The organism is Pararhizobium capsulatum DSM 1112 (genome assembly GCF_030814475.1).
Taxonomy (GTDB): Bacteria; Pseudomonadota; Alphaproteobacteria; order Rhizobiales; family Rhizobiaceae; genus Pararhizobium; species Pararhizobium capsulatum.
Genome location: NZ_JAUSVF010000002.1, coordinates 460314 through 474286, shown reverse-complemented (window position 1 = coordinate 474286; position 13973 = coordinate 460314). Strand labels below are relative to the sequence as shown.

The 13973-nt window shown below is 61.2% G+C and carries 9 protein-coding genes; 1 reads left to right on the top strand and 8 read right to left on the bottom strand.

All coding sequences use genetic code 11. The annotated features are described in order from the left end of the window. Window positions 1–110: 110 nt before the first annotated feature. Window positions 111–2195, bottom strand: a complete 2085-nt coding sequence (pbpC, locus tag QO002_RS22560) for a penicillin-binding protein 1C (protein ID WP_307234028.1) — start codon at window positions 2193–2195, stop codon at window positions 111–113. Continuing rightward, window positions 2195–7642, bottom strand: a complete 5448-nt coding sequence (locus QO002_RS22555; RefSeq protein ID WP_370878568.1) for an MG2 domain-containing protein — start codon at window positions 7640–7642, stop codon at window positions 2195–2197. Before QO002_RS22555 ends, pbpC begins: the two co-directional genes overlap by 1 nt. Before the next feature lie 193 nt (window positions 7643–7835). Between QO002_RS22555 and QO002_RS22550 the strand changes: the two genes are divergently transcribed. Then, window positions 7836–8339, top strand: a complete 504-nt coding sequence (locus QO002_RS22550; protein ID WP_307234024.1) for a hypothetical protein — start codon at window positions 7836–7838, stop codon at window positions 8337–8339. 9 nt (window positions 8340–8348) lie between these two features. Here the strand turns inward: QO002_RS22550 and QO002_RS22545 are convergent, their stop codons facing one another. The 6 genes from QO002_RS22545 to QO002_RS22520 form a co-directional block, all read right to left on the bottom strand. Then, on the bottom strand, window positions 8349–9740 hold the full coding sequence (locus tag QO002_RS22545; protein WP_307234022.1) for an FAD/NAD(P)-binding protein: 1392 nt from the start codon (window positions 9738–9740) through the stop codon (window positions 8349–8351). A 176-nt stretch (window positions 9741–9916) separates the two neighbouring features. Then, the gene (locus QO002_RS22540) at window positions 9917–10306 is read right to left on the bottom strand and encodes a BRA0787 family protein (RefSeq protein ID WP_307234020.1); all 390 of its coding nucleotides are present in this window, start codon (window positions 10304–10306) and stop codon (window positions 9917–9919) included. A 236-nt stretch (window positions 10307–10542) separates the two neighbouring features. Then, window positions 10543–11259 (bottom strand): ABC transporter ATP-binding protein, encoded by a 717-nt coding sequence (locus QO002_RS22535; protein ID WP_307234018.1) that lies wholly within the window; start codon window positions 11257–11259, stop codon window positions 10543–10545. Continuing rightward, window positions 11240–12004, bottom strand: a complete 765-nt coding sequence (locus QO002_RS22530) for an ABC transporter ATP-binding protein (protein WP_307234015.1) — start codon at window positions 12002–12004, stop codon at window positions 11240–11242. Before QO002_RS22530 ends, QO002_RS22535 begins: the two co-directional genes overlap by 20 nt. Beyond that, window positions 12004–13008: a branched-chain amino acid ABC transporter permease gene (locus QO002_RS22525; RefSeq protein ID WP_307234013.1), complete on the bottom strand. Its 1005-nt coding sequence runs from the start codon at window positions 13006–13008 to the stop codon at window positions 12004–12006. The genes QO002_RS22530 and QO002_RS22525 overlap by 1 nt, the downstream gene beginning before the upstream one ends. A 1-nt stretch (window position 13009) precedes the next feature. After that, on the bottom strand, window positions 13010–13873 hold the full coding sequence (locus QO002_RS22520) for a branched-chain amino acid ABC transporter permease (RefSeq protein ID WP_307234010.1): 864 nt from the start codon (window positions 13871–13873) through the stop codon (window positions 13010–13012). Between the last annotated feature and the right edge of the window lie 100 nt (window positions 13874–13973).

Below are 13973 nucleotides of genomic sequence, written 5' to 3'. Positions count from 1 at the left end.
TGATCACTAGGGGATAATCCAAGATCGAAGGTTATGGCGATTCGGATCACGCGTGTAGCCGCTAGCACACGTCGTCCCCAGCCAATTGCACTCGGATCAGCGAAGCGAGGTTATTGCAGAAAGACCCGCACGCTTGCTGCTCGCCCTGCCGCGTCGATCACGGTCAGCGTCGAATAACCGGCACCGTCCGGCGTCCACTGCGTCGTGCGCCGACGTAAAGGTTCCGCCATTGGCTTGCCATTGGCAAGCCACCGGAACGGCGCCCTCCCGCCCTGGAGTTTCAACGTCAGGGGTTGAGCAATACCCGCGGCGTCGGCACCAAGCTCGACGTGAGCACCTTCCGGTGGATAGACGATCTGGGGCGCGGGTTCGCGTGTTGACGCGACCACCAGCCCATTGGCGGTAGTTGCAAAGCGCCGCTGACTGATCGGTAATTCGGCTTGCGCGATGCGCACGGCGCCGGGCGGTGCGCTCGGCAGGCGCGTAATGGCAACGCCCGAGCGGTTGAAGGCTTCAAACAGGATCGGGGCAGCATTGGCATACCCCGCCATGCCCGGCACCGCGGCATTGTCCGGCCGGCCGATCCAGACGCCCAGCACGTAGCGACCGTCGAACCCGACGGACCAGGCATCGCGGTAGCCGTAGCTCGTTCCGGTCTTGTAGGCGATGCCGCGCTGCCGGCTGCCGGCCGGCGCAATGACGCCGGAAAGCACGTCAGCCACATTCCAGGTGGCCACCGGATCGAGAAGCGGATCACCCGCGAATACGCCCGGTTCAGCATGAATCCCATCGCCGAGCCTCACCGGTTTGCCGCTGTTGGCAAGAGCCGCATAAAGCTGGACAAGATCGGTAAGGTTTATACCGAGACCGCCAAGACCGATCGCCAGCCCCGGGGCCTCATTGTCCGGCAGGATCGGCCGTACATCGGCGCGGCGGAAGCGCATCAGAAGCCGTGTCGGCCCCACTGCATCGAGCAACCGGACTGCAGGCACATTGAGGGATAGTTGCAAGGCATCTCGGATCGTCACATCGCCCTGGTAGCTCATATCGAAATTGCGCGGGCGATAGCCAAAGAAGTCGGCAGGGCGATCCTCGATGATCGTCTCCTGCGCAACCAGCCCCTCTTCGAAGGCAAGGCCGTAGATGAAGGGCTTCAGCGTCGAGCCGGGAGAACGCGGCATGCGGGTCATGTCGATCCAGCCCGAACGACTGGCGTCGAAATAGTCGGCCGACCCTACCTCGCCGACGATCTCGCCCGTGCGGGCATCCGCCATGATCAGCGCCACCGAAACCTTAGGATCGAGCCGGGATGCCGCCTCGCGCGCCACCGTTTCAAGCTCGCTCTGGATCCTGCGCCGCAAGGTCGTCTGGAAGACAGTCTTCGCTGGGTCTTTTCGGCGAGCTGCTTCCGCTAGATGGGCGGCATAAGCAGGAAGCTGGAGGCGTCGGGATGGAACCGGCACAAGTGCCGCGCGCTCCGCCTCGCCCTCTCCGATCACTTCGGATACGGCCAAGCGCTCGAGAACTCGTTGTCGCGCGGCCTTGGCAATCGCCGGATTGCGGTCCGGGCGCCGCTTTTCCGGAAGCTGCGGAATGGCGACCAGCATCGCCGCCTCCGGTACGGTCAGCCGTCGTGGCTCCTTGCCGAAATAGGCAAGGCTTGCCGCCCGGATGCCTTCCAGATTGCCGCCATAGGGCGCGAGCGTCAGATAGAGATCGAGGATCTGCGCCTTGGTCAGCCGCCGTTCGATCTGCAGGGCGCGGACGAGCTGCAACAACTTGGCATCAAGGCTGCGGCTCTGGCGCGGCTCGATCAAACGGGCCACTTGCATGGAAAGTGTCGAGGCGCCGGAGACAATCCGGCCGTGGCTGATGAATTGCCAAACCGCCCGCGCCACCGCATAGGGATCGATGCCCCTGTGCTCATAGAAACGGCGATCTTCATAGGCAACGAGCATACGCAAGAACTGCGGATCGACCTCATCCGCCGTCGTCTTCAACCGCCAGCGTCCTTCCGGCGTTGCAAAGGCTCGGAGTAACTGCCCATCGGCATCGAGCACTTCGGACGAGACGATGCGTGCACCTTCCAGCGGCGGCGGGAATGCGCGGTCTGCCGTATTGAGCCCGAAGATCGCGGCGGGAACGGCAACCGCAATGGCCGCCGCAACCCCCAGCCACTTCCAGCGCCTCTTCATTACTCGACTGCCTTAACTTCCATGCGTCCCGTCGCCGTGCGCGCCGAGAACTGCGGGCGATACATGTCCTCGACACTCGCGGCCGGGTGGTCATAGGTGCCCGGTGTGACGGCACGTACAACATAGGCAACGGTGATCGTTCTGTTGTCACCGGCACTACGATCGAAGGCGGCGACGAAGCGATCGAAGCGGAATTCCGTATGGGCCGCTTCCACCTCTCCGATCCAGTCGAAGTTCGAGAGTTTGGCGCTGTCTACAAGACTTGGATTGTCGATCTCGAAACCAGCAGGCAGGAGATCGGTGATCAGCACGCGCGAAGGCCAGTCGTTGGTCTCGGTGGCATTGATCACCACGACATAACGCTCGTTCTGCCGGGCTTCGCTGACATTGGCCTCCTCGCCATCCAGCGTATAGTAGGTCCGGTCGATGCTGAAGCCATTGCCGCCGGCCGGCAGCGGATAGGCCGGGGCGGCAACCGTCGTTACTACGGCTGTCACCGAATCCTTGCTGCGATTGGCGAGCACGATCGGCGTGTCCAGCAGCGCGTCGCCGGTCATGCGGGCGGAATAGCCGCCGCTATAAGCCTCGCCGTTGACCTCGATCTTCAGGTCCTCGTTACCCTTCTGGATCGCGCGGGCGGCAAGCAGCATCCACATTTGCTCCTGCGTGCTCGTATACGTCTGCTGCTCCCATTCACGAGAAACGAGCTTGGCCATCTGGGGGATGATCGGCGGCACCGGCCGGCTTTCGGCGGCAAGCGTCAGCACCGCTGCATTGTCACGCAAGGCCGAACCATAATCGGAGCGGCTGAGGCTCGGGGTGGTCGTCGATGCCATCTGAAGCGCCTCTTCGAAGATGCTACCCGAGCGTTGGGCGTCGCCATAGAGCGCAAGCGCTGCGGCCAGATGCCCCTTGGAGAGCGGCGTCGGGAACTCGGAAAGCTTCGTATCGGCATAGAAACGCAGGTCGCTGATCGCGGCCTTACGATTGCGGGCGAGCACATAGAGCGCATAGGCCATCTCGTTGCCACGATCGACGACATTGCTGTCATAGCTCAGGGCGTTCTGCAGATTGTCGAGCGCCTGCACCATAGCCTGTTCCGGAACGTCGTATTTCTGCTCGCGTGCCCGGGTCAGGAAGTCGCTGACATAGGCATCGAGCCAGAGATCGCCCGAACCCGGCCCCCAGAGACCGAAGCTCCCGGAAGACGACTGGTAGGAAAGCACCTTGTAGATCGCCTCCTGCACCCGCTTCTTGACGTCCTCCTCTTCGGCCATGCCGGATTGCTTCAGGAGTTCGCTGAGATAAAGCAGCGGCAGCGCCCGGCTCGTCGTCTGCTCGGCGCAACCATAGGGGTAGCGGTCGAGAGAGACGAGCAACGCCGGAATATCAAAAGCTGCCGAGCGTGTGACGTTCACACTGACGGCTGCACCCTGAAGGATGCTTTCCGCCAGCAGTTCGCCATCGACCTTAAGACTGGAATTCGGCTGCAGCGTAATCGGGTTACGAGTGGTGACCGGCAAAGCTGCCGGGCGTACGGGAACAGAAATCGCCTGATCGAGCGATGTACCATCCGCGCTTGCAAGCCTGAGGGTGATCGCCCCGCTTCCCGGATGCACACCGGTCAGAGGTAACGTCACATCGAACTTGCCGCCCTGCGGCAGCGGGAATGTCTGTTCCGCCAACGCCTTGTCGATCGCAATCGAGGCATCGGCCTCAACCGAGAGGCGGACATCGCCGGCCGGCGCATCGGTATTGGCAATATCAAGCCTCAGCTCCGCCTTGTCGCCGGGCGCCAGAACCTTCGGCATGCTGGCGGTGACCACGATCGGGTCACGGATGACCACATCCTGGCTGGCATGACCGACGCCCGCCTTCGACCAGGCGACGGCCATGACCCTCGCCGTGCCGTTGAATTGCGGAATATCGAAACTGATGATCGCCTTGCCATTCTCATCGAGCGTTACGGGACCGGAGAAGAACGCCACCAACTTTTCGGTGGGCGGACTTCCCTGCAGCGCCATCTCGCCGCCGTCACCACCCGTGCGCAGCCGGCCCATGGCGCCGAGCGAACCATCAATCAGGCGGCCATAGAGGTCGCGGATTTCGAGGCCAAGGCGGCGCTGGCCGAAATACCAGCCGTCCGGATCGGGCGCTTCATAGCGGGTCAGGTTGAGAATGCCGACATCGACGGCCGCGACCGTGACATAAGCGCCCTCCCCTGCCCCCGCACCGGTTACCTCGACCGGAATATTGAGCGTCTGCCGCGGCAGCGTCTTTTCCGGCAGGGTGAGCTTCACCGCAAGCTTGCGCTCGGCCGGATCGACCGGCAGCCATTTGACGCCGATAGCGCGCATCGGCATGCGGCTTTGCTGTGCATCTCCAGGACGGTAGAGCGTTGCCGTCACATAAGAGCCGGCGCCGAATTCCTGCGTCACCGGCAGGTCGATCTCGCCGCCTTCGGCCCCGATGCTCGCCAGCTTGGTGGCAATCAGGTTTTCGGAGCCGACCGTAACCAGTACTTCACCGGCAAAACGCGGCGAGATCTTCAGCTTGGCGGTCTCGCCGATGGCGTAATGTTCCTTGTCGAGCGCGATTTCGAGGCCATCAGGCGTTTCAGTGGACGTCGCCTCGACATACCATCCGGCATCGAACTCGACGCTGGTCGTCGGGCCGCCAGGATCGGCGGTTTCGATTTCGAGGCGGTAGCGGCCCCAATCGACGGACGCGGAGATTTCCGCCCCGTTTTCGCTTGTATCCACGGTCCCGGTCGAAATCTGCCGGGTGGAGATGACCGGCTCATAGCGCCATGCCGTTCCATCGCGATACCATTGATAATCGCGCTCAACAGCGAGCAGTTTCCAGCCGAGCTTGGTGCCCGCCAGCTTCTTGCCATCGGCATCCACGGCGATCACATGGAAGCGGCCAACGGAATTTTGCTGCAGGTCGCCGCTGAATTCCGGCTTGATGCCGATCATGTCGGATGCCGGCTTGACCGGCAGCGTCAGCGAGCGCTCGACGGCCCGGCCGCCGGCCTCGCGCATGCGCACGGTGATCTGAGCATTGAGCAACCGGGTGGTGGACGGCAGTTCAGGCAACGTGACATCGAGAGACGCCTCGCCGTTGTCATCAAGCGGTTCCAGCAAATCGAGTGACGTAAGACTGTCTTCGCTTTCCTCCTCATCGGCAAGGCCGAAGACATAGCCCGGGAAATCCGGATTTTCGCGGGTGGTCTTGAGCCCGATATCGCCTTCGAGCTCCAATCCCGCTGCCGGGGCGCCGTAGAGGTAACGGCCCTTGATATCGACAGGGATCGGCTGGTCGACATCCGCCTGCTTAAGCTTGCTCGTCATGTCGAACTCGACACGATCCGGAACGAAATCATCGACTTGGAAGGTCTTTTCGCTGATCGAAGAGCCCTTGGGATCTGTAAACACCCGCACCATCCAGGTGCCGCGCATGGCGTTCGGCTGCAGTGGCAAGTCGAGTGCATAACCGCCCATTTGCTTGCCGTCGCTAACAAGGCGGCGATCCTCGACGCCATCCGGCCGGGTGAAGATGAAGGTAAGCGGCAGGTTCTCGACCGCCTGCGCACTGGAATCGCGGGCGAGAGCCGAGACATGCACGGTTTCGCCGGCACGGTAGATGCCGCGTTCGGTCCAGGTAAAGACATCGAGCGCACCGGGCGCCGCACGCCCGGTCACTCCACGATCGGAAAGATCGAAGCCGGCGCGGGTCATGTCGAGGAAGACGTAGTCGTCTGTGCCACTCTCTGCCGAGATGATAGCTGGCATCATCGCAGCCGTGCCGCGGATCAGGCCGGCCGTAAAGGTCGCGCGGCCGCTGACATCGGTCGTCGCGGTGCCCAGTACTTCATTGTTTTTGGCCAAGAGATTGAGCTTGATGCCGGCCATCGGCTTGGCGCTCGCCAGCGAGCGTGCAAAGACGTTCAGCCCATCGCTACCGGAATAGGTGGCAAGGCCGATATCGGACACGAGGAACCACTGCGTGGCGCGGCTGTCCCATTCATTGGAAACGCCGGTGCCTGAAACGGCTGTCAGCACATAGACACCGGGCTTGCGCTTCGGCAGAACCTCATCGACCGGGAACGAGGTCACGACCTCTTTGTTGAGTTCGGGCGCGATATCGATCGCACCCTCCCAGACGAGTTCGCCATTCTGCTCGCTGATCTGATCGGCACTATAGCCATCAAGCTGCGTCAGGAACTGCGAATTCGCCATCAGCGGCGCAATGTTGCGGTCGCCGATCCGGTAAAGCTTCAGATTGGCGCTCGACGTGTTGACCGAGACGATCGGAATGCCCCGGCGCGCGGTCGACGGTAGGACGAAGCTGTCGCCGGTAAAACGCACCATGGCGGAGCGATCCGGGACGTAGACGTCGAACTCGACATTCTCCTCCAGGGGCTCGTCGGAAATCGAGGACGGCAGGCCACGACGCAAAGCGAGCTTGTAACGCTGGCCGTGATCGAGCCCTTCGACGCAGATCTGCGAACCCGAAGCTTCCAATGCCTTCGGCGCCTCGCCGTTCAGGCTGACATAGGGTGTATAGTCGACGCCAAGCTTGACCAGCGGTTCGGAGAAAGTGACGCAAACGCGCGGCGTGGCGCTGTCGGCATCAATGGTGTGCTCGGTGACGCGAAAGCCTTCGCGGGTGCGCAGATCGAGGTAGGCTGCACGGACGGTGCGGGCGTTTACGAGAGCAAGGCTCGCCTTGTAGGCATCGAGCGCCGGGCGGCCATTGCCGGATTGCTGAAGTGCGAGCGCCAGCACGGAAAGCGCATCGGCCCGCTCTTGGGTGGTGCGGGTCAGCTGGTAGCCGTTGATGGCCGAGAGCGATGCCTGCACGGCCACATCGGTGTTGTTGAGAATACGGTTGGCAGTTCGGGCTGTCTCGATCCAGAGATCGGCGTCCTCAGGCTCGATCGCCAGCGCCCCGCGGAAGGCGAGCAGTGCAGCATCGACATTATTGTTATTGAGTTCGCGCCGGGCGGCGGCTTTCAGGCTTTCGAAGCCGCGTGTCTTCTGGTCTTCGGCCAGTTCAAGGTTCTGCTTGACTGTGCGGGCGTCGGAGAGAAGCTGGTCGGAGATAAAGGGCAAGGCAGGGGGTGCGCCGATATCCGGTTCATTAGCGTCAGCCTCTACAACCTTGCCACCGATTGCGCCGGCAAAACGATTGACCTGGTTGAAATCAGACTTGAGGAAGCACCACTTGACTTTGGGGTTATAGGTGAAGGCCTTGCAAGCGCTGTCGGCAAGGCAGACGCTTTCGCAGTCCGCGAGACTGACATTCTGCTCCGTGCGCAGGTCAAAGCCGAAATAATCGCTATCCGGATTGGCGATCACATGGCGGTCGGCCGCAAGCGCTGGCCCCGCCGCCATCAAGGTGGCGGTGATCAAGAACGCAAAGTTCCGGATAAGCGCGCGCATCGACATTTGTCCCCCACCGCTGCCGTTTTCGATCTGCCCGCACTGTTGGAGGAACGTCTCCATTTGTCAACGGACCGCGAGATAACGGTTCTCCTTGCGGCTTTATTCGCATTGAGAATAAAATCTACAAGCGAGCAACAGGAACGTCTTGGCCGCTCGTTCGTTGTGGCCAATCCCATCAGGAGAAACCCGCATGCGCTTCCTGACGATCCCCCTTGCTATTGCCGGCCTTTCGCTCGCCGCGCCCTCCTTCGCCGGCGAGGCTGAATATCTTGCTTCGCTGCAGGGCACCCTGAAGGGAACAGGCTTTGCAAAGCTGCGCACCAACCGGGCAGCTATCAGCCTCACCTGCACGTTCACATCCGTCGCGAAGGCGACTTCGTTGTCGCTTTCCGGTACATGCCGGAGCCTCGGCGTCTTCAAGCGCAACATCGATGCGCGGCTCAATGTGACCGGATCGCGCTATCGCGGCACCTATACGGGCGCGGCAAGCGGCCCGGCGACACTATCTGGGAAACGTTCGGGTCAAACGATCCAGCTTCAAGTTCTATGGTCAAAGGAAATCAATGGCGACAAATCCGCTGATATGCGCATCGAGCGCACCAGCGGAAATGGCATCCGCATCGTCACTATTGATCGCGATCCCGAAAGCGGGAAATCGGTGGTGACGTCACAGATCGATCTTCGCCGCGGCTGACCGCCTCTACTATCCCGCCCGCAGCTGTGGCATGGAGCGTGCGTCGATCAGGCTGGCCGCCGCATAGGTCTGGGTGACGATCTCTGGCACAAGATCGATATCCGGAAGCGAGCCCAGTCCGAGCGGGCCGATGGCAAAGAGGCCGGCAGGCCTATTTTTCGACCCAAGCAGTTCGCCTGCCGGATTGACCGCCAGCCCGAGATCCAGCTCGTCGGTTACGGCAAGGCCGCCCTTCAGAAGGTCGGCAATGACCGGTTCGCAAAGGTCGGGGGCAAGGCATCGACAATCGATAACTTCGCTGGCGGCAAATAGACTTTCCTCGGTTTCACCCGCCCAGCGCACACGCAAACCCGACGTCACCGTTTCGATCGCCGTTCCCCGCCGGAGTTCTGTCTGTCCCGTTGCCAGCTCTCGTTCCAGCCGGGCATGGACATCGGCAGGCAGGCGGTTGCGGTGGGCGTCGTAGATTGATCGCAGATGACGGTTGAACTGACGTTTTTCGCTCGGCGGAAGCGACGACCAGAGCGTGCGAGCACGCTTCCTCAGGCCGTTCATGGTTGCCTGCCAGCTCCAGCCGTTTTCCTCCGCCTCTGCACAGGCCTCCCGCACGAAACGGACGATCTGGCGGAGGTTGGATGGCATGGGGTGGTTTGGGAAGACCGCATCTGCCGGAAGGCGCGTATGCGGCTGCGGCAGGAAACCGCGTCGCGAAACGATGGTGATGCGACCACGGAAGCCGCCGTCGCGCAATTGCAGCACCTGGTCGACGACGCGAAGTCCGCTGCCGAGCACGACAACGTGTTCCGCGTCTGCTCCACCTTCGGCAAAGGTATCCAGGGCCTCAAGCCTGGATTCCGCGCGTTTGCGGCCAAAACCGGTGGCAAGGATCACATCATGGAAACGACCAGTGTCGCCTTCCTCGAACGCGATCTCGAACAGTCCGGATTCCGTGACGCGGACGCTGGCAACGCCCTCGCTCGACATCTGCACAGAAACGTCCTTGCGCTCGGCAAGTGCCTCGGAAAATCGCTGGAAAACGTAGTCACTGAAAGTGGATTTCGGCACGAAAATCTGGCCGAAGCCGGGGATTGCGGCTGAAACGGCCTGCCGGAACGGCGCATTTGCCTGCAGCCAACGGGTAAAATCCTTGGGCTCTCCCGTGGAAACCGAAAGGTCGCGCGCGCGACTGTTCAGAATTTCGGTTGACCGTGCGGTGAGTAGCGCCTGTCCGCCACTGACCGTGGGCATGGGATCGATCAGACGAAGGCGAAAAGGCTGGCGGATCGTCTTCAACAGAGCGATGGCCATCATCATTCCGGAAAAGCCGCGGCCGATGACGGCTACGTTTAAAAGATCGCCCTGATAACTCGAATATGGCGATGCGAACCCATGTACCGTCATGTCATTCTCCTCTCCGCCCCTCCGGCTGGATCGTTGAATTTCGGCATCGCGAGGCGCGATGGTACAGGTGGATAATAGTCTATCTATTTTGTCATCTTAAGCAGATATTAACCGGCCGGCAAGCCCTTGTCGTAATCGTGCCCTTCGAGAGACATTACCGAAGGGCACGGCCACAACTATCGGGACGGCCTCATCTGATGAGCTGACATCCGCTTCAGAAGCACGGCGAGATTGGCATCGTCGTCGTGCATGGCCCTCTTGCGAAGCAATACGCACATGACCCTGGCCGCTGTCGAAAACGTGATTTCATCGAGCGAATTCTGGCGGTTCATGGGCCGCGTCAGCCGCTCCTTGATTTCGATCAGCATGTTGCGGGGCAGAATATCGGTGCAGGACCGCATATGGTCGAAAACCTCGGCGATCGAAATGCGTTCGCCCTGGAAATCGACCGTGGGGACCAGATCACCGCTTCCCCAGTCGTCATAGGCCTCCAACGCGTCGCGAAACAGTTGCTGGAGGGTAATCGGCGCATGGCCGTCGTGCAGTTCTGGCAGTAGAGTGTTCATCGGCGTCTCCTCGCGTCAATGTCGGAACTTACTCTGCTGTCGACGTAACTCGACGAAATAAAAATGCACGAAAGAATGCAAAGTTCCAAGGGATAAGAATTTAATTTTCGTAAGGTGAAAAACGCAAAAAATTCTTCCAGATAAATCAAAATGTTAGACGCGTTGAAAAATCACGTGACCATTGGCATACGCCGGTCACGTGATGGTTTCGACGTTTCTGGATGGGAATCAGGCCGTCAGTGCAGGCCGCCGACACCAAGCAGTCGTTCGACCGTATCGTGATCTGCCGTCAGCTGTTTTGGCGTGCCGCTCCAAGCGACGCGACCGCGTTCGAGCACGACAACCTGATCGGCAAAATCGAGTGCGCTCTGGATGCGCTGCTCCACCAGCACGATCGTCATGTCGCCGGTTGAAGCCAGCTGCGAGAAGGCGGCCATCAGCTCATCGCAGATCACGGGAGCAAGGCCTTCCAGCGGCTCATCCAATAACAGAACGGATGGGCGACCGAGAATGCTGCGCGCAGTCGTTAGCATCTGCTGTTCGCCGCCGGAAAGCTGCGAGCCGAGATTACGGCGCCGCTCGAAAAGCCGGGGAAACATGTCGTAGGCCTGCTGGAGATCGGTCTTCGGCCTGTCTTTCAATCCGACGAACAGGTTTTCCTCCACCGTCAGCGTCGGGAAGACGCAGCGCGCCTGCGGCACATAACCGAGCCCCTGCCGTGCCCGGTAGGCGCTTGAAAGCGGGGTTACATCGACATCGCCCAGCCGTATGCGGCCGTCATAACGGCGTGTCTGTCCGGCAAGGGTGGCAAGCAACGTCGTCTTGCCCATGCCGTTGCGGCCAAGGAGAGCCAGTCGCCCCCCGGCCGGCAGCGAAAACGAGATGTCTTCAAGCACCCGTGTCGGGCCGTATCCAGCCGACAGGTTTTCGACGTCAAGCGGCGTGGCTGGCATCGGCGTAGCTCCCCAGATAGGCTTCGCGCACCCGCGCATCCTTGGTCACCTCGGAGGGTAACCCATCGAAAATGATCGTACCGGCAGCCAAAACGATAACGCGCTTGGCAAAACGGAAGACCAGATCCATGTCATGTTCGATCATCAGCACCGCAAGATCGGCCGGCAGATCAGCCAGCGCCCGTTCGATCCTGCCCGTATCGCTCTGCGGCACCCCGGCCGCCGGCTCGTCGAGCAGCAAAACCTTGGGCCGGAGGGCAAGCGCCATGGCAATCTCCAGAAGCCGCTGCTGGCCATAGGCGATCTCGCTCACCTTGCGGTGCATGAGATCGAGAAGGCCGAGGCCCGACAGCAAGCCGGTCGCCTCCTCCATCACATCGGGCATCGACAGGAAGTTGCCGAACATGCGGCCGGAGCGGCCGTCACGCTGGAGAATGGCGATCCCGACATGTTCGGCCGGAGTCATGTCCTGAAACAACCGCGTAACCTGAAAGGAGCGACCGAGGCCACGTCGCACGCGACCAGTCGCATTGATCCCCGTGACGACCTCGCCATTCAGCCGGACATCGCCCGCATCCGGGCGCAGATGGCCGGTGACGAGATTGACGAAGGTGGTCTTGCCAGCGCCGTTCGGACCGATCAGCGCCACCCGGTCGCCCGATGCCATGGAAAGGCTGACATCATTGGTGACGGCGAGACCGCTGAAGGCCTTTTTCAGCCCGTTGACTTCGAAAACGGGGGTCATCAGCGAACTTCCTTTCGGCGTGAAAGATAAGCCGCGGCGGTTCCATAGATGCCCTTGGGTGCAAACAGCACCACCAGGATCAGAAGCGCACCGACCATGGTAAGCCAATGGAAGGGATTGGCGGCGGACACATAGTCCTCAAACAGCATGAAGACGACCGTACCGACGAGTGCACCGAACAAAGACCCGGTTCCGCCAAGAACCAGCATCACCAGCGCTTCCGCCGACTGGGTGAACGACAGGCTGTCGAGGCCGACGACTTGGGTCGAGATGGCATTCAACGCACCGCCCACCCCGGCAACGGCGCCAGAGATCACGTACATCTTGATGAGCGCAACCTTGGGCGAAGCACCCATGGCGGCGATGCGGATCGGGTCTTCCTTGATGCCGCGGCAGAGCATGCCGAAGGGCGATCGCACGAGCAGGCGCAAAAGCACCATGACCATCAGAAGCAGGCCGACACCGAAGAAGTAGGCAGTCCGTCCCCACAGATCGAATTCGAAAACGCCGAACAGCGCGTCAGTGGAGATGCCCGAAAGTCCGTCGCTACCGCCTGTCCAGCCGGATGCCTTGTTGGCGACTTCATGGAACAGATAGATCAGCGCGATGGAGAGCACGAGTTGCGGCAGGCCGTGTGCCCTGAGAATGATGAAACCGCAGATCAGTCCGGCAAACATGCCGCCAGCGATGCCGCACAGCGTCATCAGCAGGGGATTGGTGATGCCGAAATGGGCGGATGCGATACCTGCCGCATAGGCGCCGGAGCCGAAGAGGGCCGCCTGCCCAAGCGTCGCAATGCCGCCATAGCCGGTCACCAGATCGAGCGACAGAACCAGCAGCGCGATGCCGATGATCCGCGTCAGAAGGGCGAGATTGTCAGGGAAAATCAGATAGCCGAGCCCGGCCGCAACGATGATTGCTGCGAGCCCGATGAGATCGCGACCGAGAGCCGGAGACCGGCGGGCGGGGGTTTCGAGAGGGCGGTCGTTCATGGCAATGGACATCCTATCGCACCCGCCCGGCAAAGCCCTTGGGGAATATGCAGATGATGGCGATGACGGCGAGATAGAAGAAGAACTCTCCGAATTCTGGCATCAGGTAGCGACCGGTCGTATCGATGCCGCCGAGCACGAGACAGGCGATCAGCGCACCGGGAATGGAGCCCGCACCGCCAACGGAGACGACGACAAGGAAGGTCACCATGTAGCGCAGCGCATAATAGGGTTCGACAGGGAGCAGCTCCGCTCCAAGAATGCCGCCGAAGGCTGCGAGACCAACGGCGACTGCAAAGGAAACCGCATAGATGATCTCGGTGCGCACACCGAGCGCTGCCGCCATGGCTGCATTGTCGACCGCAGCCCGCAGTTTGACGCCAAACGCGGTCTTTTCGATGCAATACCAGAGGCCACCAGCTACCAGCAGGCCGCAGACGATAGCAAAGATGCGATGGCTGGCGATAGAGCGGAAGCCGAGATTGGTCGAGCCTTGCAGCTCCGCCGGCAGCGGAATGGTCTTCAGTGTCGGGCCGAAAATATAGTTGGCGATGCCGATGATGCAGAAGGTGATGCCGATGGTCATCAACACCTGGGTCAGTTCCGGCGCGCCGTAGATGCGGCGGTAGAGCAAGCGCTCGATCGGGATGGAAATCAACACCGTGCCGACGATGGCGATCAGCACGGCGACACCATAGCCCAGCCCCAGATCGCGACTAGCATAGGAGGCGATATAGCCGCCGATCATGGCGAAGGCGCCGTGGGCGAGGTTGACGACGCGCATCAGCCCCATCGTCACCGAAAGCCCGATGGAGATCACGAAGAGCACCATGCCATAGGCAATCGCATCAACGGCTATGCTGAAAAATGTCTGCATCCGGTGGTTCCGTTCTTCCAGGTTAGGCTCGTCTCGGGCGGCTCGCCCACTTCGACGACATGGCTGCGCACTTGGCTATGCCTGGGATGAATGTTGCCGC